Annotated in this window: 16 protein-coding genes and 1 pseudogene; 7 read left to right on the top strand and 10 right to left on the bottom strand. The window is 72.1% G+C overall.

Going from position 1 to position 20,584, the window contains the following annotated elements; translation table 11 throughout:
- Both HTZ82_RS32345 and HTZ82_RS17025 read right to left on the bottom strand, forming a co-directional pair.
- On the bottom strand, nt 1-937 hold a 937-nt coding region (locus HTZ82_RS32345), incomplete at its 3' end, for a hypothetical protein (protein ID WP_309235523.1).
- A 47-nt stretch (nt 938-984) separates the two neighbouring features.
- Complete coding sequence (locus HTZ82_RS17025; RefSeq protein WP_175410244.1) at nt 985-1,374, bottom strand: DUF6223 family protein; 390 nt, start codon at nt 1,372-1,374, stop codon at nt 985-987.
- 197 nt (nt 1,375-1,571) lie between these two features.
- Here HTZ82_RS17025 and HTZ82_RS17020 point away from each other — a divergent pair, with 197 nt between their 5' ends.
- Entirely contained in the window at nt 1,572-2,714 is a 1,143-nt protein-coding gene (locus HTZ82_RS17020; protein WP_175410243.1) for a sensor histidine kinase, read from the top strand.
- Nucleotides 2,711-3,373 (top strand): response regulator transcription factor, encoded by a 663-nt coding sequence (locus HTZ82_RS17015; RefSeq protein WP_175410242.1) that lies wholly within the window; start codon nt 2,711-2,713, stop codon nt 3,371-3,373. Before HTZ82_RS17020 ends, HTZ82_RS17015 begins: the two co-directional genes overlap by 4 nt.
- Here the strand turns inward: HTZ82_RS17015 and HTZ82_RS17010 are convergent.
- Nucleotides 3,337-4,619 (bottom strand): annotated as a pseudogene (locus HTZ82_RS17010) (MFS transporter). The gene HTZ82_RS17015 and the pseudogene HTZ82_RS17010 sit on opposite strands and share 37 nt — an antisense overlap.
- 4 nt (nt 4,620-4,623) lie before the next feature.
- Nucleotides 4,624-6,018, bottom strand: coding sequence for an FAD-dependent oxidoreductase (locus HTZ82_RS17005; protein WP_175410241.1), 1,395 nt, complete (start codon nt 6,016-6,018; stop codon nt 4,624-4,626).
- Nucleotides 6,019-6,163: 145 nt separating this feature from the next.
- Between HTZ82_RS17005 and HTZ82_RS17000 the strand changes: the two genes are divergently transcribed.
- Complete coding sequence (locus HTZ82_RS17000; RefSeq protein WP_175410240.1) at nt 6,164-6,532, top strand: helix-turn-helix transcriptional regulator; 369 nt, start codon at nt 6,164-6,166, stop codon at nt 6,530-6,532.
- Nucleotides 6,533-6,659: 127 nt separating this feature from the next.
- On the top strand, nt 6,660-6,824 hold the full coding sequence (locus tag HTZ82_RS16995) for a twin-arginine translocation signal domain-containing protein (protein WP_309235521.1): 165 nt from the start codon (nt 6,660-6,662) through the stop codon (nt 6,822-6,824).
- 138 nt (nt 6,825-6,962) lie between these two features.
- Here HTZ82_RS16995 and HTZ82_RS16990 read toward each other — a convergent pair whose 3' ends face one another.
- From HTZ82_RS16990 to HTZ82_RS16980, 3 genes are all read right to left on the bottom strand, one after another.
- Complete coding sequence (locus HTZ82_RS16990; RefSeq protein ID WP_175410239.1) at nt 6,963-8,240, bottom strand: MFS transporter; 1,278 nt, start codon at nt 8,238-8,240, stop codon at nt 6,963-6,965.
- Nucleotides 8,241-8,332: 92 nt separating this feature from the next.
- The gene (locus HTZ82_RS16985) at nt 8,333-10,324 is read right to left on the bottom strand and encodes a PEP/pyruvate-binding domain-containing protein (protein ID WP_309235520.1); all 1,992 of its coding nucleotides are present in this window, start codon (nt 10,322-10,324) and stop codon (nt 8,333-8,335) included.
- Nucleotides 10,321-11,688 carry an ATP-grasp domain-containing protein gene (locus HTZ82_RS16980; protein ID WP_309235525.1) on the bottom strand — a complete coding sequence of 456 codons (1,368 nt, stop codon included), beginning with the start codon at nt 11,686-11,688 and terminating at the stop codon, nt 10,321-10,323. Before HTZ82_RS16980 ends, HTZ82_RS16985 begins: the two co-directional genes overlap by 4 nt.
- 625 nt (nt 11,689-12,313) lie before the next feature.
- Between HTZ82_RS16980 and HTZ82_RS16975 the strand changes: the two genes are divergently transcribed.
- Nucleotides 12,314-13,165, top strand: coding sequence for a peptidoglycan DD-metalloendopeptidase family protein (locus HTZ82_RS16975; RefSeq protein ID WP_175410237.1), 852 nt, complete (start codon nt 12,314-12,316; stop codon nt 13,163-13,165).
- A gap of 3 nt (nt 13,166-13,168) precedes the next feature.
- Here HTZ82_RS16975 and HTZ82_RS16970 read toward each other — a convergent pair whose 3' ends face one another.
- The 3 genes from HTZ82_RS16970 to HTZ82_RS16960 all read right to left on the bottom strand — a co-directional run bounded on the left by HTZ82_RS16970 (nt 13,169) and on the right by HTZ82_RS16960 (nt 17,964).
- Nucleotides 13,169-15,943 carry a LuxR family transcriptional regulator gene (locus HTZ82_RS16970; protein WP_175410236.1) on the bottom strand — a complete coding sequence of 925 codons (2,775 nt, stop codon included), beginning with the start codon at nt 15,941-15,943 and terminating at the stop codon, nt 13,169-13,171.
- A gap of 100 nt (nt 15,944-16,043) precedes the next feature.
- Nucleotides 16,044-17,351 carry a glutamine synthetase family protein gene (locus tag HTZ82_RS16965; protein WP_175410235.1) on the bottom strand — a complete coding sequence of 436 codons (1,308 nt, stop codon included), beginning with the start codon at nt 17,349-17,351 and terminating at the stop codon, nt 16,044-16,046.
- 76 nt (nt 17,352-17,427) lie between these two features.
- On the bottom strand, nt 17,428-17,964 hold the full coding sequence (locus tag HTZ82_RS16960; RefSeq protein ID WP_175410234.1) for an RICIN domain-containing protein: 537 nt from the start codon (nt 17,962-17,964) through the stop codon (nt 17,428-17,430).
- 450 nt (nt 17,965-18,414) lie between these two features.
- Here HTZ82_RS16960 and HTZ82_RS16955 point away from each other — a divergent pair, with 450 nt between their 5' ends.
- Nucleotides 18,415-19,842, top strand: a complete 1,428-nt coding sequence (locus HTZ82_RS16955) for an RICIN domain-containing protein (protein WP_175410233.1) — start codon at nt 18,415-18,417, stop codon at nt 19,840-19,842.
- Between the two features lie 268 nt (nt 19,843-20,110).
- Nucleotides 20,111-20,581, top strand: a complete 471-nt coding sequence (locus HTZ82_RS16950; RefSeq protein ID WP_175410232.1) for an ATP-binding protein — start codon at nt 20,111-20,113, stop codon at nt 20,579-20,581.
- Nucleotides 20,582-20,584 lie beyond the last annotated feature (3 nt).

Here is a 20,584-nt window from a genome sequence, read left to right as displayed (position 1 = left end):
CATGATGCCGCGGCCGGCACGTCTTCACGCCCTCGGCGTGCGCCTGGCGGATCAGCTCGCGCTGGCAGGCGATCAGGCCCTCGACGGGGACGTCCGCCCGTACGGCCGCTCCCCCGTCCGTACGGGCGGCGGTCGCGCCTGCGACGCTCAGCGGGGCCGTGCCGTACCGGTTGGAACGTCTCGCCGGCCGGGTGCAGGGACGCCGCCTGGGTTCAACTCCCGGAGCGGCGAGGCCCATTCCCGCGGGGGGCTCAGGGCCGGGCGGGCGTGCCGGGACCGGCGCGGTGTCAGCCGCGGCGGCAGTGGAGGAAGCCCCAGCGGAGCTGGTCGCGGCGGGCCGCGTCCACCAGAGGGGCAGGTTGTCGAGCAGCGCGTCGAGGTACGCGGGGCTGATGATGTCGCGGAGTTCCTTCTCGCGGCGCGTGGTCTCCTCGACGAGGCGCACGTAGTGGCGCGGCAGGTGGCCGCTCCGGTCGTCGAACGCGACGTCGTCGGCACCGAGCCGGCCGAGGGTCTCGCGGTAGAAGCGCGGCGTGGCCAGGGCGTCGACGCCCAGCCGTGACACGGCGGGGCGCAGCGCGTCCGTGAGGGCGTCGTCGGCGGCCATCAGGTCGGTGAAGACCAGCGCGCCGCCGGGCTTGAGGACGCGGACCGCCTCGCGGAGCGTGCGCGCCCGGTCGTCGCTGGCGCGGTGGCGGCGGTTCTGGGCCTCGCTGAGGTCGAGGGCGACGACACGGCACCCGTAGGTGCCGGCCAGGTGGCGCGCGGGCCCGCCGTATCCGGCGCCGAGGTCCAGGACGGTGGCGTCCGGTGTGAGCAGGCCGGCGACCTTGCCGGCCGGCTCCTCGACGGTGCGGCGGGAGGCGTCCGCGATGGAGTCGTAGAACGCGTCGACGTCACCGGTCTCGTAGTAGCGGCGCGTGGTGGTTCGGCCCACTCTCCCGGGCCCCGCCGGCGCGCGCCACGGTGCCGAGTGGCTTCCGGTCAGCCGGTGCGGCGGGAGCGGGTCAGGGCGAGGCCGCCGATGGCCGTGCCGGTCAGGCCGACCACCAGGGCCAGGAGGGCGCCGCCCAGCCCGTTTCCGGTGCCGATGCCGCCGGAGGAGGTGGCCACGACCAGGCCGCCGATGGCCGTGCCGGCCAGCCCCGCCACCAGGGCGACGACCGCCCCGCTGCGCCCGGACCACCAGGTACCGGTACGTCGGGCGGAGCGGGCCAGCGCCAGGCCGCCGACGACCACGCCGAGCAGGCCGACCAGCGCGGCCACGAGGGCGCCGAGCCGCCCGGCGCTGATGGTGAGGACGCCGGCGGCGGCCGACTGGACCGAGACGTGTGCGGCCGCCGCCGGTGCGGCGAACAGACTGGGTACCGACATGGGGTGCTCCTTCTCTTCCAACGGCAGGACGTCCCCTGAATCGTGTCCGCCCGGCCCGCCGCCCGTCGTCCGGCAGACGCAGACACTGCGCGCTGCCGCGGACGCCGCAGGAACCGCGGAAATACTGCGTGTGCGGTAGGCGGACTCTCGTCCCCGAGCAGGACCCGCCCGCAACGGCACCCGGCTAGGGTGCGCCCATGAGGACAGGACGACGATCCGGTGTCCGGGCCGCTGTCGGGGACTGGGCGATCGCCGTCGGCATGGCGGCGACGCTGCTGGTCACCGGGGCGTCCGGAGTGTCGGGGCAGCACTCCGCCTCGGGCCTCGGCCTGCTCGGCTACGCGCTGCTCGCGGCGGGCGGCCTGGCGCTGGCCGCACGCCGCCGCGCTCCGGTTCCGGTCCTGGCCGTCACGGGGCTGTGCGCGGTGGGGTACCAGGCGGCCGGTTTCGACGTGCCCGCCGTCGCGTACCTGTTCGCGGTGTACGCCGCGATGCGGGCGGGGCACCGCGTCGTCACGGTGGCGGCGAGCGTGGGCGTGCTGGCCGCCCTCCCGCTCGCCGCCCTGGCCTCGGGCCCGTACGACACGGGCGAGGCGTTCGCGCAGGCGCGCGGCGCCCTGGAGATCGCCTGGCTCATCGCCGCCGGTGCCGCGGGCGAGGCGCTGCGGCAGGCCGAGCGGCGGGCGGACGAAGCGGAGCGCACCCGGGAGGAGGCCGCGCGGCACCGCGCCGCCGAGGAGCGGCTGCACATCGCGCGGGAGTTGCACGATTCGCTCACCCACCAGATCTCGGTCATCAAGGTGCAGGCCGAAGTCGCCGTCCACCTGGCGCGCAAGCGGGGCGAGCACGTGCCGGAGTCCCTGCTGGCGATCCAGCAGGCCGGTGGTGAGGCGGCACGGGAACTGCGGGCGACCCTGGAGGCGCTGCGCGACGACGACAAGGCCCCGTCGCATGGACTCGACCACGTTCCGGCCCTGGTGGAACGGGCCCGTACGACGGGCCTGGACGCGACGCTGACGGTCGAAGGGCGACCCCACGACGTGCCGGCGGCTGTGGACAGGACCGCCTACCGCATCGTGCAGGAGTCGCTCACCAACATCGCCCGCCACGCCGCCGCGGCGACGGCGTCGGTCCGGATCGGCTACGGTCCGGACGTTCTCGCGATCCGCGTCGACGACGACGGCCGGGCCACGCCGGGCACCGCCGCCCAGGCTCCCGGCGTCGGGCTGCTCGGGATGCGCGAACGCGCCACCGCTCTGGGCGGCAGGCTGCGGGCGCAGCCGCGCAGCGAAGGCGGTTTCACCGTCCAGGCCGAGATCCCCGTGGACCGGGCGTCGTGATCCGCGTCCTGCTGGTCGACGACCAGCCGCTGCTCCGCAGCGGGTTCCGCGCGCTCCTGGGGGCCGAGGAGGACATCGAGGTGGTGGCCGAGGCCTCCGACGGGCAGGAGGGCCTGGCGCTCGCCCGGGAACACCTGCCCGACGTCGCGCTCGTCGACGTGCAGATGCCGGTCATGGACGGCATCGAGGCGACCCGGCGTATCGCCGCGGATCCGGCGCTGGCGCGGGTGCACGTCGTCATCCTGACCAACTACTGCTTCGACGCGTACGTCTTCGACGCGCTGCGTGCCGGCGCCGCCGGGTTCATCGTGAAGGACATCCGGCCGGAGGACTTCCTGCACGCCGTGCGTGTCGCGGCGCGCGGCGACGCGCTGCTCGCACCGTCGATCACCCGCAAGCTGATCGACCGGTACGTCGCCCAGCCGCTCAGCCCCGGTACCGGCACGGGGCTGAGGGAACTGACGAACCGTGAACGCGAGGCGGTCGCCCTGGTCGCGCAGGGCCTGTCCAACGACGAGATCGCCGGCCGCATGGTGATCAGCCCGCTGACCGCGAAGACGCACGTCAACCGGGCGATGGCCAAGCTCCGCGCCCGCGACCGCGCGCAACTCGTCGTCCTCGCCTACGAATCCGGCCTGGTCGCCCCGCCCGGCTCCTGACCGGCACCTGCGCCCGCCCCTGCGGTCGGCGCGTGCGTCGACGTGCCGAGTGCCAGGGCCGCGGCGAGCGCCGACGCCGCGGTGAGGGTGAGGAACAGGGCCGGGTATCCCCCGAGGGCGTCGGCGAGGAGGCCGCCAGCCAGGGTGCGAGGGCGGCGGCGACCGTGGTCGGTGCGGCCAGGACGGCGGACAGGCGGCCGTAGGCGGCGGTGCCCCAGCGGTCGGGGACGGCCGTGGCCTGGAGGAGGGTGAGGTTGCCGCGGACCGTGCCGGCGAGGACGGCGATCAGGGCCAGGAGGGGGACCGGGCCGGGGACGAGTGCCAGGGCCGCCGTCGTCGCGCCGCCCGCGGCGATGAGCGCGGTGGTGCGGACGGTGACGGTGGTGCGGCGGGCGAGCGTGGCGTACAGGGTGCGGCCGAGGGTCTGGGCGATTCCGCCCAGGCCGAGCGCCCAGGCCGCCGCCGTGGTGGAGGCGCCGCGGGCGGTCAGCAGGGGGACGAGGCTGATGACGACCGCGTACATCGCGAAGCCGGACAGCGTGAAGGCGGCGGCGAGGAGGAGGAGGAGGAGGAAGGGGCGGCTGCGGGCCGCCCGCGCGGTGTCCGCGCTCCGTGTGCCGGCCGTGGGAGGTGCCGGGGGCCAGGGTCCGCGCAGGGCGAGTGCGTGGGCGGGGATGGTGACGGCCGCCAGGAGCACGGCGAGGACCGTGTACGTGGCCCGCCAGGAGAGGTGTCCGGCCAGGAAGGCCGTGAGCGGGGCGAAGACCGTGGAGGCGAGGCCGCCGGCCAGGGTGACGATCGTCAGGGCCCGGACGCGGTCGTCGCCCCACCATCGGGTGAGCGCGGCGAAGGCCGGATGGTAGAAGGTGGCGGCCATGGCCACGCCCGCCAGGAGCCAGCCGCCCGCGAAGACGGGGAGGCCGGGCGCGTACGCGATCACGAGCAGCGCCGTCACGGCGAGGACCGAGCCCGTGGTCATGACGGTGCGGGGGCCGCGGGCGTCGAGGATCCTGCCGAGTGGTACGCCCGCGGCGGCCGAGACGAGCAGGGCTCCCGAGAAGGCCGCCGTGGTGGCGGGCGTGGACCAGCCGGTGTCGGCGGTGACGGCCGGGTTGAGGACGGGGAAGGCGTAGTAGACCGTGCCCCAGCCGGTGATCTGTGTCAGGCAGAGCGCGGGAAGCGCGGCGCGTGGCCTCGACCGGTCCCCTGTGCCGGTCGAGGCCGTACGGGTACGGACTCCCGTCACGGGTTCAGCAGCCGCCGGACGGTGCGGGGGCGCCGATCCGGAGCGTGGCCGGTGCGGCGCAGCAGCCGCCGGCCTGCTCGGGCGTGGCGTGGGACTGGTCGGCTTCGGGCTGGTCGTAGAGGCCTGCGCCGCCGCACACGCCTGTCTCGGGGAGGGTGAGTTCGACGCGGTCGGCGGACGCGGTGTCGCCCGCGATGGCGGCGGCTACGGAACGGGCCTGCTCGTAGCCGGTCAGGGCGAGGAACGTCGGGGCGCGGCCGTAGGACTTCATGCCCACCAGGTAGAAGCCCTGCTCGGCGTGGGACAGTTCGCGGTGGCCGTGCGGGTAGACGGTGCCGCAGGAGTGGACGTTCGGGTCGATGAGCGGGGCCAGTTCGACGGGGGCCTGGAGTCGTTCGTCGAGGGTGAGGCGGAGTTCGGAGAGGTACGACAGGTCGGGGCGGAAGCCGGTGAGCACGATCAGCTCGTCCACGGGGTCCAGTCGGCGGCCGTCGTCGGCGACCAGGACCAGGCGGCCGTCGCCGTCGCGCTCGACGGCATCGGTGCGGAAGCCGGTGACCGCCTCCGCGTGGCCGTTCTCGACGGCCGCCTTCGCCGCCAGGCCCAGCGCGCCGCGCGCAGGGAGCTGGTCGGCCGCGCCTCCGCCGAACGTCGAGGCGCCGATGCCCCGGCGGAGGACCCACACGGCGTGCGTGCCGGTGCCGTCCTCGGCCTTGGCCAGGGCTGCCAGTCCGGCGAGTGCGGTGAAGGCCGAGGCGCCGGAGCCGACGACGGCGACGCGCTTGCCCGCGTAACGGGCCCGTACGGAGGCGTTGTCGAGGTCGGGGACGCGGTACGAGATCCGGTCCGCCGCGGTCTTCTCGCCGAGCGCGGGCAGGCCGGTCGCACCGGCCGGGCCCGGCGTCGACCAGGTGCCGGAGGCGTCGATCACCGCGCGGGCCAGGATCCGCTCCTCGCGCCTGCCGTCGGCGGTGTCGGTGGTGCCGGTGGTGACGTGCACGACGAACGGCTGGGCCTCGCGGTCCGCGTCCACGATCCGGTCCCGGCCCGCGCGCGAGACGCCGGTGACCGTGGTGCCGTAGCGGACGCGGTCGCCGCCGAGCGCGTCCGCCAGGGGCTGGAGGTAGTGGGCGGCCCACTCGCCGCCGGTGGGGTACGCGGTGGCCTCGGGCTTCGTCCAGCCGGTCGGGGCGAGGAGCTTCTCGGCCGCGGGATCGGTCAGCTCACCCCAGGTGGAGAACAGCCGTACGTGCGCCCACTCCCGGACGGCCGCGCCGGCCACCGGTCCCGCCTCCAGCACCAGGGGGCGCAGCCCTCGCTCGACCAGATGGGCGGCGGCTGCCAGACCCGTGGGTCCGGCGCCGATCACGACGACGGGAAGTTCGGCGGTCGCGGTCACAGTGACTCCCTGACTTGATTCGACATCTGTCGATGGCCTGCACGGCCAGCATGGCACCTGCTTCGACACCCGTCAACATAGACATTCATCAAAGTCGAGGCCGAAGGCCGATGCTCGCTGGTTCGACGTGTGTCAACATAGACATATGTCGAAAGTGAAGGCGCTTCCCTTGCTGGAGCCGGACGCCGGCGCCGACGTGGCGCCCTGCTGCCCGCCCCTCACCGAACGCCCCATGACGGCGGACGAGGCCGACACCGCCGCGAAGATGTTCAAGGCCCTCGGCGACCCGGTCCGCCTCCGCCTGTTCTCCGCCGTCGCCTCGCACGAGGGCGGAGAGGCGTGCGTGTGCGACATCTCCGACGTCGGCGTGTCCCAGCCGACCGTCTCCCACCACCTGAAGAAGCTCAAGGAGGCCGGTCTCCTCACCTCCGAGCGGCGAGGCACCTGGGTCTACTACCGCGTCGAGCCGTCCGTGCTCGCCGCGATGGGCACGATCCTCGGCCCGGCATCCTGACACGGCGGGCCGTTCCCCCGCCGGGAGACGATCCCCCTCGCTTTCTGTTATCGCGCGCCGGTCCCCGCGCCTCCCCTGTGTAGCCACACGCATCGGCAGACACACGAGACCCGAGGACCCGAAGCACGTGAGAGCACATATCAGCCGTCGGAACGTACTGAAGATCGCCGGCACGGCCGCGGGCACGGCCGCCGTCGGCACCGCACTCCCCACCACCCCGGCCTCCGCGGCCGACCGCGCCTTCGCGCACCCGAGGCTGCTGCACACCCGAGCCGACCTCGACCGGACCTGATCGCCAACCACTACACCAAGCGGCGGGGTCTGGACGCGCCGTACCTCACGCGGCTCGTGGCCAGGTACGGGCCCGAGGGCGGCGGCGGTTCGCCGCGCCCGGACGGGCCGCGACACCCGATGACCCCATAGCCCGGCGTCACCTGGGCCGTGGCCGGGACGACACGGCCCTCGCGACGACGATCAGCGCCCCGAGTCCCGCCACGGTCACCAGTGCCACGTGCAACAGGAGCTCGTCCAGGCGGCCCGCCGAGAGGTAGGCGCCTACCGCCACGGCCGCCACGGCGCAGACGCCCCGGTCGAGGAGCGACTCCAGTGAGAGCAGCGTGGCCCGGTCGGCGCCGGGCGGGATGGCGTCGTTGACCAAGGAGCGCTGGATGGGGAACGCCATGCCCGCAGCGGCCGCGAACACGCACAGCCAGGCGGCGGTGGCGAGGCCGCCCGAGACGACCACGGCGGCCAGACAGCCCGCCATCAGCAGACTGAGCGCGTACACCGCTGTGCTCCCGCGCAGGTGTCGGAGGATCCACCGGGGGCGGGCGGCGGCGATCGCCTCGGCCAGCGTCATGGCGGACAGCACCGTCCCGTGGTGAGCGGCGGCGACGTCCTTGTCCAGGAGCATCGGCTGAAAGAGGTTCACATGGGATATCCGGGCAAGTGTGAAGAGGGCGATGCCCTGCAGCATCAACAGGCCCAGACGCGGTGAGGAGCGCAGGTCGTGTGCGATGCGCCGCGCCGTGGCGGCGAGGCCCGTCCGGGCGGGCTCGGCGCGCGGCTCGGGCCGAGCGTGACCGGCCGGCTCCCGCTTCGCGGCGGGCAGCGGCGGCAGGGCGAGCGCGCAGGCCACGGACGCGGCGCTGCACAGAGCGCTGAGTAGGTACGGCGCCGCGTGCACATACTGCATGAGCAGTCCGGCGAACGGCCAGCAGACGATCTTGGCGCCGAGCCCGACGGCGCGTGCGCTTCCCTCGGCCTGGAGGTAGCGGTCGCCCTCGCCGTGGGCGTGCAGGGACTCGTACAGGTAGGCGCTGGCCGCTCCGGAGACGAGGGACCGGGCCACGGCGATGGCCAGGAAGTGGGCGAGGAAGCCGGTGTACGTGGGCCACAGCGCGGGCGTCGCGTTGGCGGCGGTCATGACGACCGCGCCGAGACAGAGGCAGCGCCGCGGCCCGATGCGGTCGGCGATCAGGCCGGTGGGGATCTCCAGGAAGCAGAACGCCACGTAGTAGACGCTCTGGATGCCGAAGATCTCGGCGTCGCCGAGGCCGGCCTCGCGCTGGTAGGTGTAGAAGACGGGCATCCACCAGTGCAGGTTGAAGAGCAGTTGGAAGCCGTTGTTGAGAGCGATGATCCGGCGTACGGAGGCGTGGGGCCGGATCCCGCGGCCGAACGGCCGGCGTGAGAGGGCTCGTGGCATGCGAAGGGCCTTCGGGGGTTGACGATCCGTGGGCTGGCGGGTGAGCCGGCACGCGCGGGGGGTCCGCGTGCACCGGCTCACCCGGATGGCGCCTACGCGCTGTACGGGCGGATCTGCAGCAGGTGGATGCGGCCGTCGTCCGCGAGCAGCCACTCGACGTCGAGCGGGGAGGCATCGGGGTCGTCCACGGCGAAGTGGGACTGGAGCAACCGCCCGGCCAGGGCGAGGTCGGCCAGCCGCTCCTTGACGGCCGGCTCGACGTCCGTGTCCGCCGCACCCAGGGAAACGGTTCTGCCGCCGCCCTCGACGGTGTTGTACAGGTACTGCAGGGGAGCCGTTCTGCCGTCCACGACGTCGGCGGAGTCCGCGGCGCAGTTCAGATAGACCCCGCGGAAGTCCTTGGGGCGTGTGGGGTCGCACGTGACCATGACGCCTCCGAGGACGGCCGGGGCGTACCGCTGGACGATGACGCCCATGTAAGTGTCGTCGAGTGAGATGCCGGCCTGGTGGCGCAGCCGGACGCTGCGCGGGGAGAGCAGCGAGGCCCACACCTGCCGGATCGCGTCGAGGACATGCGGGAAGGCCGCCACGGAGACCACGGAGTCGTAGATCCCGGCCGCGGAGAACCCGGGGAGGTCCTCGGCGTTGGAGGACGAGCGGACGACGAGGGGCCGGGCCGTCCCCAGGTGCTGGCTGATCTTGTCCCTGATCTCCAGCTCGATGCCGACCGGCACGGTGGTGGTGCGGATCAGGCCCTGCAGTTGCAGGCACAGCGCGTCGACGGCGTCCAGCTCGTTCAGTTCGAGTGCCATCTTCAGCTTGCCGATGCACTGCTGGATCGTCGGCGAGGACGCGAGGAACCGCTGGTTCAGGGAGAAGGGCAGCGCGAGGCCGTCGGGCCCGCGGAACCGCCGGGCGAGGAACGCCGCCGCCCGTGCCCGCAGCTCGTCCTCGTGGGAGACCCGCAACCGCCGCTGCAGGTAGGGAAGGAGGCTGGGGCGCGGTGGCCGTGGCTTGCTGTAGTAGCCGAGCAGCTCGGTGGAGCCGTGGCGCAGTATGTGGTGCAGCTCGCCGAGGTTGGCCGCCTTGGTCCCGAACCGTACGCGGTCGGCGGCGCGCAGCCGGTTCAGGGGGGTGACCGGCGCGCGGTCGGTGTCGGGCGGGTCGAGGCGGATGCGGTGGGTCTGCCAGTGCGGCTCCGTGAGGGTCTCGGGAGGGGAGGTGCGCGAGAGGCGGAGGCCCCCGTCGGAGACCTCGTAGTGGACCCATGCGCCGTCGAGGTCGTCGGCGTGGACGCGTGCGTCGATGTCGCGGACGATGGCGTTGGGGACGCCCCAGCCGGCGGCCAGCACGTTGGTGTGGGACAGCGGGGTGGTCGGAGAGCCGTTGATCAGGCCGGCCACGCGCGGGATGTCGTCCGGTACGACGGGCATGGCGACGATGTCGTACCAGGTGAGGTGCTCGCGTGCCTTCCGGTACTCCTCCTCGGAGGAGAAGTGGCGGAGGCGGCCCCGGGCGAAGGCGATGTTCAGCGGCACGAACTCGGCGGCGGCGAAGAGCTCGTGGCTGAGGATCCGCGGGACCTTCGACTCCGGCACGCCGACCAGCGCGGATTCCTGCGCGTGCGTGGCGGGCTTGAGCAGGAGGGGCAGGGAGTCGTCCAGGCGGGCGCGTACGAAGGTGTAGAGCTCCGTGAGCAGTTCGGCGCCCATGGTGTCGGCCTCGGTGGTCTCCAGCACCATGAAGGGGCGTTCGTCGTAGCGGGTCGCCAGGCCGGGGTGCTCGCCGGTCCGTGTGTGCAGGGACAGGATGCCCAGCAGGAACCTGCGGTCGTCGCCCGTGTAGACGCTCGCGTTGAAGGCGTCGACGTCTTCCTCCAGTTCGTCCAGGGTCATGCCGCACAGGCATGTCGCGATGTACCGGACGTGGAACGAGTGGGCCGCGGTGTCCAGCACGTGCCAGGTGTTCTCGGCCCGGTCGACGACGATCTTGACGTAGGGGTGGCCGGCCAGGGCGCCCGCGAGCCGCTCGAACAGCGGCTTGGTGAGGCGTGCGCCCACGACGGTGTTGTCGGTTGTGGTCACCTGGTCGTCTCCTCGCGGACGCCGCGTCCCAGGGGCAGCAGTCGGGGAAGGGCCTCGACGATGCGGTGGCAGTCATCGGCGACGGACGTCGCGTCTGCGCCGCTCACCAGACAGAGCGCCGCCATCGAGGTGGATCCGCCCGCCGCGTCGTAGGGGACCGTGGGCGTGCCGTTCGGGCGCGAGAGTTCGGGCACCACCTCGATGTGACCGCCCGGGCTCAGCAGTGTGTGCCAGGGCACGGCGTCGAAGTCCCAGACGGGCAGCGGCGTCCAGGGTGTGCCGTCGGGGTGGACGGGGTGGATCAGGAGGGACGCGGTGGCGCCGTGGCCTTCGGTGAGCATGCGGGGCGGGTAGCCGACGGTCCGGCCGAGCAGCTGGCGCGTGAGCATCCCGATCATGTCGATGCCGAAGACCGACTCCACCTGCGGGACGGTCATGGCGCCACCGAACCGGGCGGCCGTCTCGATGACCCACATCTGTCCGCGCGGACCGAGCTTGATCTCCGTGTGGGTCGCACAGGTGGACAGCCCCAGGGCGTTCACGGCCGCCCGGGACAGCTCTTCGATCCTTCGCTGCGCGGGCTCGGGGAGGGTGGTGGGCGAGATGCTGGCGCGCTCGGTGAAGGGCGGTATGGTCGGCAGCTTCCCGGTGATGCACAGCGGGTGGTAGCGGCCGTCCGCGACGATGCCCTCGACGCTCACGTAGTCGCCCCAGCCGCTCTCGGGTCCGTACCAGTCATCGGCCGAGCCGGCCACCAGTTCCTCGACCAGGAAGTGGCCCCGGGCCTGCGGGACGCGCAGTTCCTCCAGACCGGCGCGGGCGGAGTCCTCGATCACACCGACCGACCTGGCCCATGCCTCGACGGCGTCCGCCTCGGATGTGATGACCTGGTGCGCGATCGAGCCCACGCTCCAGGCGGACTTCAGCAGCACGGGCAGGTCGAGCCGGTCCACTGCCGCCCGCATGTCCGCCTCGTCGTGGACGGGGACGAAGCCGGGCACCGGTACGCCGGCCGCCTGCCAGGCGGCCCGCATCGCCCGCTTGTCGCGGGCGGCCACGGCGCCGCCGCCGGCTCCGGGCAGGCCCAGCTTCTCGCACGCTTCGGCGACGGCGATCACCGCGAACTCCGACAGTGTCATGACGGCGTCCGCACCCACCGCGCCGGCGCGGTCGGCGATGAGCCGCACCACGTCGTCCTCGGTGCCCGGCGGGACGTGGACGACGGACGCGCAGTGGGGTTCCCATGCCTCGCGGTCCGGCGACGGCATGGGCGCCAGAGCCAGGATGTGCACCGTCGCATGGGCGGATATCCGGGCTATGGCGTAGGAGAGCGGTGGGCCGCCTTTGGCGTACACGAACAGCACAGTGCTCAAGGGGTACCTCATGTCGACTGATGCGCCTGGGAGAAGGCATGCGAGACCCAGATGACGGTCCGTCATGTGGGGATGACCTGCACGCTAAGGTCGGCGTCGACCGGGGAACAAGCGGTAAACGATCAAGCTGGGGGTTTTCCCTAGGCCGGCCGGCACGGACCGGGAATTCTCCCTGGGGTGCGGAACGGCCGGGCCTCCCATGCTGGACCTCTCCCTATGGTGTGAGGTGGTTCCCGGTGGCGGTCCTTGGCAAGGCGGCGGCGAGGAAGCAGACGCCCGCCGGTCGCCGGCGGTGCGGCCGCGGGGGCTTCCCGGCGGTCATCGTCACTGCCGCGGTCGGTGTGACGGGACCGCTGGGGGCAGGGATCCCGTGGGACGTCGGAGCGGTGGCGGCCTGCATGCTCGCCGGCGGCGTCATCAGTGTGCGGCGGAGCCTGCGGCCAGGGTCACCGTGCGACGCCACAGGCGGACGGGGCGCGGATCCTAGGGAGTTTGCCGGGGTTCAGGTGCCGGCGGATCGGTTCTGATGGACCCGACCATCAGCCGTCAACCCCCTGTGCCGAACTGACCCCGGCTATCGCGTACCCCCCACTTCTCTCAGGCAAGGACCCCCCTCATGCGCCACCCCCATGCCTTTTTCGGCCTGCCCGCCCGTCGACGCCTGCTGTCGGCGCTCCTCCTCACCGCCACCGCCGTGCCGCTCACCCTCGCCGCCACGACAGCGCCCGCGGCCGCCGCCTCGCGCGAGACCTGGGAGAAGGTCGCCGCGTGCGAGAGCTCCAACAACTGGTCGGTCGACACCGGGAACGGCTTCTACGGCGGCCTGCAGTTCCTGCCCAGCACCTGGGCGGAGTTCGGTGGCCACCAGTACGCGCCGAACGCGCACCTGGCCACGAAGGAGCAGCAGATCGCCGTCGCGGAGGAGGTCCTGAAGGTGCAGGGACCGGGCGCGTGGCCGGTCTGTTCGGTGAGGGCCGGACTGACCCGTGGGGGCGGAGAGGCGCCACCGCCGACGCCGGCGCCGGCGGCCGCCGCCGGGGCTCCCGCGGCCGCCGCGTCCCGGCTCTCGGCGTCGGCGCCGGTGCTCGACGCGGTCATCACCGCCCGGTACCGCCAGCCCGGCGGGTGGGCGGCCGGCTACCACACCGGTGTCGACTTCGCCGTGCCCACGGGCACCCAGGTGTGGTCGGCCGCGCCGGGCACCGTGGTGTCGGCCGGGTGGCAGGGCGCCTACGGCAACGCGGTCGTCGTCCGGCACGTCGACGGGATGTTCTCCCTGTACGCCCACCTCAGTGCCGTCTCCGTCAGCGCGGGCGAGCAGGTGACGGCGGGTCAGCAGCTCGGTCTGTCGGGCAGCACCGGCAATTCGACGGGCCCGCACCTCCACTTCGAGGTACGCACCAGCAACACCTACTCCGCCCACACCGACCCCCTCGCGTACCTGCGGAGCCTCGGTGTCGCCCTCTGACCGTCACCGCGTCCGCTGCCACATGTGGTCTCGGAGCTGGCGGCGGTTGGTGAGGTGCAGCTTTCCGTAGATGTTCCCGAGGTGGTATTCGACGGTCTTGCCGCTGATGAACAGGTGCTCGCCGATCTCCTTGTTGGTCAGGCCCTGGACGACCAGGCGTGCGATGTCGCGTTCGCGGTCGGTGAGGCCGGTCAGGACCGGAGGGACCGGTGCCTCGGCGGCGGTGCCTGTCCAGCCGTCGGCGGCGGCGAGGTCGGCCCGGCAGCGGTCGGCGAAGGGCAGGGCCTGCAGCGCGGTGTAGCGCTCGAGGGCGCGCTTCAGCCAGGTGCGGGCCTGCCCGGACTGTCCGGTGGCGGCGAGGAGCTGTCCGTATCCGTGGGCGAGGAAGGCCCGGTGGAGGACATGGTCGTCCGGAGCGGCGGGCAGCGCGAGCCCGTTCCTGTAGTGGTTCTCGGCGGCGGGGACGTCGCCGCGTCGCCGGGCGAGTTCACCGGAGAGCCACGCCAGGGCGAGGCGCAGGCAGGGGTACGTCCCGGCCATCGCGGCCAGTTCGGCGAGGGCGGCGGCGGCCCGGTCGAGGTGGCCGTTGCGGAGGAGGGACTCGACCTCCAGGGGCTTCCAGAACACCTGGCGGATCCGGAGGTCCGCCGGACGCGTGCGCAGCATGCGGTCCACGGTGTCGAGCATGGCCGGCCAGTCGGCGCGGGCCTGGGCTTCGAGCGCCCAGCCGATCGACACGACGCCCGCGTTGTAGGGCAGGACGTGCTGTTCGGCGGTGCGCAGCAGTTCCTGGGCGCGCCTGGCCTCTCCTCGGCCGGCCGCTGTCCACGACGCGTAACTGCAGGCCGGTGCGAGGGAATAGAGGCGCTGTTCGGTGGTCGCCGTGGTGAGGGCGAGGTCGGCGTGCATGGCGCCGTCGTCCCAGGCGCCGGTCCAGTAGTCGGCCACGCTGAGATAGAGCGTGGCGAGCTCCTCCAGGCCATGGGCGACGCCGCCTTCGTTCAGGCGCAGGACGTGCGTCAGGTCCTCGCGCGCGGCGGTCGGCATGCCGCACAGCATCCGGGTGAAACCCCGGTAGGTCAGCAGGAAGTAGTCGGCCTCGGTCACCTGCGGTGCCGGTGGCAGGGGGGCGAGCTCTTCCAGTGCCTTCAGACCGGCGGACGGGCCGTCGAGGTACGAACGCCCGTCGGCGAGGAAGCCGCGGGCGACGTAGTCCGCGGGCTCGTCGAGCCCGAGGACCTGCTGGGACACGCGTACGACGGCTTCCGCTTCGCCGCGGAAGAGGTGCGTACAGGCCAGGGACGTACCGGCGAGAGCGGCGGTCCAGTGGTCGGCCGGACGGTCGCGGGTGGCCTCGAACGCCGCGGTGAGCTCCGCCTCGGCCTCCTCCAGGCCTCCGTTCAGCATCGCGCAGGTTCCCAGCGCCACGGACCGCAGGGGGGTGGCCGAGCAGGCCTGGATGCGGGGGAGCAACTGCTGGAGGCGGGCGACCTGGGTGACGGGGAGGAGCCGGGCCGCCGCGGTGAGCAGATGGCGTTCGCGTTCCGGGCGGGTGGTGGCCAGGTCGGAGGCCCACAGCAGCAGGGTCGTGGCGCGTTCGGTCGCCCCGGCGGCGAGGCACCGCTCGGCGGCCTCTTCGAGCTGCTGGGCGAGGTGGTCGTCGGGGCCCCGCGCGGCCGAGACCCGGTGGCGCCAGGAGGCGGCGTCGTCGACGAGGTCGGCGGCCTGGTGGTGCAGCCGGCGGCGCCGGCCGGGGCCGAGGGCCTCGATGACCGCGTCACGCTGCAGCGCGTGGGCGATCATGATCGGGGTGGTGGGTTCGGTGGGCCACCAGCGCAGCAGGTTCGCTGCCAGCGCGGGCTGCAGGGCGGTGGCGGGATCGTCCACGTCGGCGAGCCGCGCCGCCCCGCTCAGGGGCATCCGCCGGTCCAGGACGGCCGCGGCCTCGACCAGTGCCCGTGACGGTGCGGGGAGGGCGTCGAGCTGCCGGCGGACGGCGGCCGCGAGTGAGGCCGGGACGGGCCAGGACATGCCGTTCGCCGGCGGCTGCAGCAGGAGACCGGCGGGGAGTTCGGCCAGCAGGGTGCTCAGGTAGAGGGGGTTGCCGTCGGTGTGCTCCCGCAGCCGGGACACCACCCGCGCGGTGGCCTGGTGGCCGGTGGTGTGGCGAATCAGCCGGGCGATGGGTTCCTCGTCCAGGCCGGTGAGCGTCAGGTGCAGCCCCCAGGGCCGGTCCATGACGAGCTTGAGGATCTCCTCCGGTGCGGGGCTGCGGGTGGTGAACACGGTGAGCACCTGGTCGGCCTCCAGGCGGCGCAGGACGAAGCCCAGCGCCTGCAGGGAGGCGCGGTCCGCCCAGTGGACGTCCTCCACGATGAGGGCGACCGGTCCTTCGCCGTCCTGCAGGTCGTCCAGCAGTCCGAGCAGCTGCCCGCCCACGTGCACCGACGAGGCCCTGGCCGACGGGGCGCCCTCGCGCAGCAGCGGGAAGCTCTCGCGCCGTGCGCGTGGCACCGGGGCGATGAGCTGCCCGATCAGGCCGAACGACAGGTCCGACTCCGAAGCGTCACCGAACGCCCGCAGCAGGGTGCCGTCGCGGCCGTCCTCGCCGGCCAGCCACCGGCGCAGCAGAGCGGTCTTGCCCACCCCCGCCACGCCTTCGACGAGCACCACCCACGGCTCTCCGGACCGGGTGCGGGAGGCACAGTCCGCCAGGCAGCGCAGCTCTTCCTCACGGCCCACGAAGAGCGGCTCTTCGCCGTCGACGGTCACACCCATCGTGCCTCCGATGGGCTGCGCAGGTGCATAATTCAGCATATATCCGAAAACTTCCTCACCAGGCTTCTCCGCACCTCCGGCCACGGCCGCGGTCCGGGCCTTACGCGCGCTTCAGGTAGCGATCTAGCTCCCAGGCGGTGACCTGGGTGGTGTAGGCCCGCCATTCCGACTCGGTCACGACCAGGTAGTCGTGCACGGCGTCGTCGCCCAGCATCTCGATCAGGGCCGGGTCGGCCCGGGTGGCGGCCAGCGCCTCGCCCAGGGTGCCGGGCAGCAGATGCTCGTCCCCGTAGAGATATCCGACGCCGCGCGGAGGGGGCTGCGCGTCGTCCTCGATCCCGGAGATCATCGCCGCGAGGACCGCGGCGATCGCCCAGTACGGATTGGCGTCCGCGCCCGGAGTGCGCAGTTCGAACCGGCTGTCGCCGGGTGCCCCGACCAGTGAGCGGACGGCCCCTGTGCGGTTGTCGCCGCCCCAGGTGACAGTCGTCGGCGCGAAGGAGTTCTTCATGTAGCGCTTGTACGAGTTGACCGTGGGCGCGCCGAACAGCGTGAGCGCCGGCAGGTGGCGCAGAACACCCGCGATCGCGTTGCGGGCTTCCGCGCTCTCGCGATCCTCCTCGGGCGTGAACGCCGGCTCGCCCTGCCGCCAGAGCGAGATGTGCACATGGCAGGAACTGCCCGAGAAACCGGTGAACGGCTTCGCCATGAACGTCGCCAGAAGTCCGGCCCGGCGGGCCGTTTCCCGTACGGCATACCGCAGCCGGAAGGCATCGTCCGCCGCCGTGAGCGCGGTCTGGTGGACGAGGTTGATCTCGACCTGGCCGGGACCGTATTCCGTTTGCATCTTCTCGACCGGCACGAATTGCCTCAGGGGTCCGCTGAACTCGCCGATGACCGGCTCCAGCAGATTGGCGCGTTCCAGCGAGTGGGCGTGGATGTCGTCGTGCAGCAGCGAGCCGTCCGCGTCGAGCAGATAGAACTCGTACTCCACTCCCACGAAGGCCTCGAAACCCAGCCCCGCCAGGCGGTCGACCATGCGCCGGAGAACAGCCCGCGGACTCGTCGCGACCGGCTCACCGTGCCGGTCGACGATGTCGGCGACGACATGTCCGACACGGTCCCTCCAGGGCAGAGGCCGGAGCGTGTCCATGTCGGGCAGCGCGTACACGTTCGCGTAGCCGGTGTCCCAGTTGGCCTGCCGCGCGTCGAACTGGACCTCGGCGTCCGCGTTCATGGCGAAAAGCCCGTCGGGAAAGGGGAATCCGAGGCCCGACGCCCGTTCCGGGAACCTTTCGGCGGGGATGCGCTGGCCGAGGACGTGTCCGAAATGATCGGGCCAGGAGACCTCCACCTCGTGGAGGTTCCCGACGACTTCGGTGAGGGCCGCCGGCCGATTGACGGACATGCCGAACACTCTGCCTTTCCTGGAGCCCCGATGCAGTCAGCGTATGGCCGGCCGGGCCACCGCGCAAAGGGCGGATCTAGCTCGTCCTGATCCCGTAGTTGAGGAAGGCCCAGGCGTCCGCCGCCGAGGAGACCTGGGTTTTCAGTCCGGCCACCCCCGCCTTCACACATCTGCCGGTACTGACATTGCAGATCCTCTTATACGGCGACACCACGGTGGCCTTCAGTTCCCACATGGCGTCGTACTGGGTTCCGGCGGCCCCGCACAGGTCCTGCACCACACGCCCCTCGTCGGCCCAACTGGGATCAGGGTCCCGTGCGCACAGGCCGGAATCCAGGGACCGGATTTTGTAGACGTTCGTCATGCCGCTGACGCCGTCCAGCTGGAACAGCTGATTCCGGTCCTTCTCCGCCAGCTCCTTGTTCTCCCATATGATCAGCTGCACCCCGGGACTCGTGGACCAGTTCGGCACGTCCCAGACGTAATCCGGCGACTGGTACAGGGAGATCTTGAAGATTCCCTTGGCCCACGGATCGACCGGCTCCTTCCACGGCTCGGTGGAGTCGCCGGCGGCGTGCGCGGCTCCGCTGACCGCCACGGTCAGCAGCGCCACCGTCGCCGTCGCCGTCGCCCACCGGACGCGGCGTCGCCGCGCCGGTCCGCCCCGAGTACGCGATCCGGAACCCCTGAGAGCGTCCATGGATGTACCACCTGTCGTTCGTTCTGTGCGTGCAGGGCATGAGCTGATCACCGGATCCGTGGCGCCCGTGGCGTCACGCGACGGCCTCCGCACAGTAGGGGCGCCCCGCCCATGGGCGCCCTAGGGTAAATCCCTAGGGCGGCAGGTGCAGTTCAGCACGGAGGATGGCTCTGACGAGCCCGGAGGAAACCATCCCCCGCACCCCGGGCTCGTCGTCACGCCCATTTCCCGGGAAAGGACGACCGCGGAAACCGGCGAGGGGGAAACCGGGGGAACTCCCTAGGTCGCCGCGTACCCGACCCTGGCCAGACTGGCCGCGGTTGGCGCAATGGGGCGTCAATCACGGTAAGGGAGGGCAGTTCCATGAGGGCATCACGGCGTATCACCGCCGTCGCCTTGGGGGCGGTGCTGTCCGGAGGGGTCGTCGTCACGGCGACCACTCCGGCTTCCGCGGGCGAGGTCACCTACCAGTCGGCCAAGCTCCGATTCGATCCATGGCAGCGGGAGAACTGGACGGTGACCTGCCCGGAGGGCACAGTGATCACCAATGTCGGGAACGGTGAGCGGAACAACGGGAACATCAGCGTCGATCACACGCAGACGAGAGAGATCGACGAGCGTTCCACCAGGGTCTCGATCTGGAACGGGACCTCGAACGCGCAGGTCATCCGGGTTCGGTACACCTGCAATGGCACACCGCTGCACCCGGTGACGGTGAAGTACCCGGACTTCGTGAACGACTGCAACGTCAATACCACCAGCTGCAAGGTCGAGCTGGACGGCACCAACGGGAACAGGCGCACCCTCTGGGAGGTGATGGACGAGGCGCCGCCCTACTACAACTGCGATGACAAGGCCGACGGAAATCAGTCGCTGACGTACAACCGAGGCCAGTGGGCGTCCTACAGCTACTCCAGCGGGAGTTCGTTCGGTTACACGTTCACGGGCGCGGAGAGCGCACTCACGATGGCCCTGTCGGCCGAGGTACAGAAGAGCCAGACCTGGACCTGGACCAACACGTTCAACGTCAGCGAGAGCGTGGACATCCCGGTGGCGGCACGTCACAAGGGCACGCTCAAGTACGTCGCTCCGATCGAGCATGTGGACATGAAGGTCACGCTCACCTACCCGGTCGGTGTCTACCCGGACGCCGTGGGCGAGTCCACCAACAACGACAGCAAGGTGTGGAACCAGACGATCACTGCGAAGACCCTCAACACAGAGGGGTTCAATCCCAAGGCGGGCTTCGTCTCCGACAGCGCACTGATGTCGGACGCGGAGCAGCAGCAGCACTGCGGCGGGCTCGGTCCGCAGCTGGGCCGCAACTTCCTGATCAGGATGAACCTCAACCGCGACCCGGGGCTGTACGTGGACGTCCCCGACAGGTCCCTGGACAACGGCAAGGCGCTCCAGCTCTGGCCGGTGAACAGCTGGAACCTTCAGGACAACCAGACGTGGCTTGTCACCGACAGCGACGAGGACGGGTACTACGAGCTGAGGAACAAGCTCAGCGGCAAGTGCATGGACGTCCGCGGCGGATCCAAGGCCGAACGCGCCGAGGTGATCCAGTACGCCTGCAAGAGCACGGGCAACGCGAACCAGGAGTGGAGCTTCATCAAGAAGAACAACTACACCAGCGAGTACTACATCGTGAACAGGAACAGCAACCTGTCGCTGAGCTCCAACGAGTCCTGCTCCTCGACCACCGCGTCGAGCGACTGGTACCACCGCGCACTGGTGCAGCGGGCCCGCCCCACGAGCACCGGATGCCAGACCTTCACCCTCCACTGACGTAGCGGAAGGCAGCGGACGCAGCGTCTGACGCGTCAGGCGGCGCGGCCGAGTCGGCAGNGGCCGCGCCTCCGTGCTCCCCGGGGCCCCGGCACCCGGGCGGACCCTGGGTGCGCGACCAGCACGAGGACGACAAGGACTGGGACGACAAGGACTGGGGTTTTTGCCTGGGGTGCTCCGGGTCCCAGTGGGTTGTCCTGGAGTAGGACCTGATCAAGCTGCCCCGAACTGCCGGAGCAGCTCTCCGATCCCCCGAATGGAGAGGGCCATGTCGCTGACCCGCCGAACCACGGCCGCCGTACCGGAGCCCGAAGACGGGGCGCGGTACACCGATCACGCGGTGTGGCATCTGCCCACGCGCACCGACGCCGCCGCCCTGGCGCGTCGTGCCGTGCGGTCCCACCTGCGCCGCTGGCAGGTGGGCGAGCCCACGGCCGACGTGGCGGAGCTCCTGGTCAGCGAACTGGTGGCCAACGCCGTCCAGCACGGTGCGCCGCCCATCGTGCTGCGCCTCGACCATGGCCACGGCACACTGAGCATCACCGTCCACGACGGCGGCAAGCCGGCGACCGCGCCCCGGCCGGCGTCGGCGTCCCGCACCGCGGAGCGCGGCCGTGGGCTGCACCTGATCAGCGCGCTCGCCGACGCGTTCGCCGTCACCTGTGACCGCCGGGGCACCTCCGCCCAGGCGTGCCTGGGCACCGCGTACGGGGCGTCCGACGGCCGGGCGGCCGCCTGACGC

Source organism: Streptomyces sp. TRM64462 (genome assembly GCF_013362995.1).
GTDB lineage: Bacteria > Actinomycetota > Actinomycetes > Streptomycetales > Streptomycetaceae > Streptomyces.
This window is presented reverse-complemented; position numbering and strand designations above follow the sequence as displayed.

Excerpts from the sequence above, each read along its gene's own strand:
- HTZ82_RS16955 (WP_175410233.1), top strand. The coding sequence starts at position 18,415 with ATGAGGGCATCACGGCGTATCACCGCCGTCGCCTTGGGGGCGGTGCTG.
- HTZ82_RS16965 (WP_175410235.1), bottom strand. The coding sequence starts at position 17,351 with ATGTCCGTCAATCGGCCGGCGGCCCTCACCGAAGTCGTCGGGAACCTC.
- HTZ82_RS17020 (WP_175410243.1), top strand. The coding sequence starts at position 1,572 with ATGAGGACAGGACGACGATCCGGTGTCCGGGCCGCTGTCGGGGACTGG.
- HTZ82_RS17025 (WP_175410244.1), bottom strand. The coding sequence starts at position 1,374 with ATGTCGGTACCCAGTCTGTTCGCCGCACCGGCGGCGGCCGCACACGTC.
- HTZ82_RS16990 (WP_175410239.1), bottom strand. The coding sequence starts at position 8,240 with ATGCCACGAGCCCTCTCACGCCGGCCGTTCGGCCGCGGGATCCGGCCC.
- HTZ82_RS16975 (WP_175410237.1), top strand. The coding sequence starts at position 12,314 with ATGCGCCACCCCCATGCCTTTTTCGGCCTGCCCGCCCGTCGACGCCTG.
- HTZ82_RS16970 (WP_175410236.1), bottom strand. The coding sequence starts at position 15,943 with ATGGGTGTGACCGTCGACGGCGAAGAGCCGCTCTTCGTGGGCCGTGAG.
- HTZ82_RS16950 (WP_175410232.1), top strand. The coding sequence starts at position 20,111 with ATGTCGCTGACCCGCCGAACCACGGCCGCCGTACCGGAGCCCGAAGAC.
- HTZ82_RS17000 (WP_175410240.1), top strand. The coding sequence starts at position 6,164 with ATGTCGAAAGTGAAGGCGCTTCCCTTGCTGGAGCCGGACGCCGGCGCC.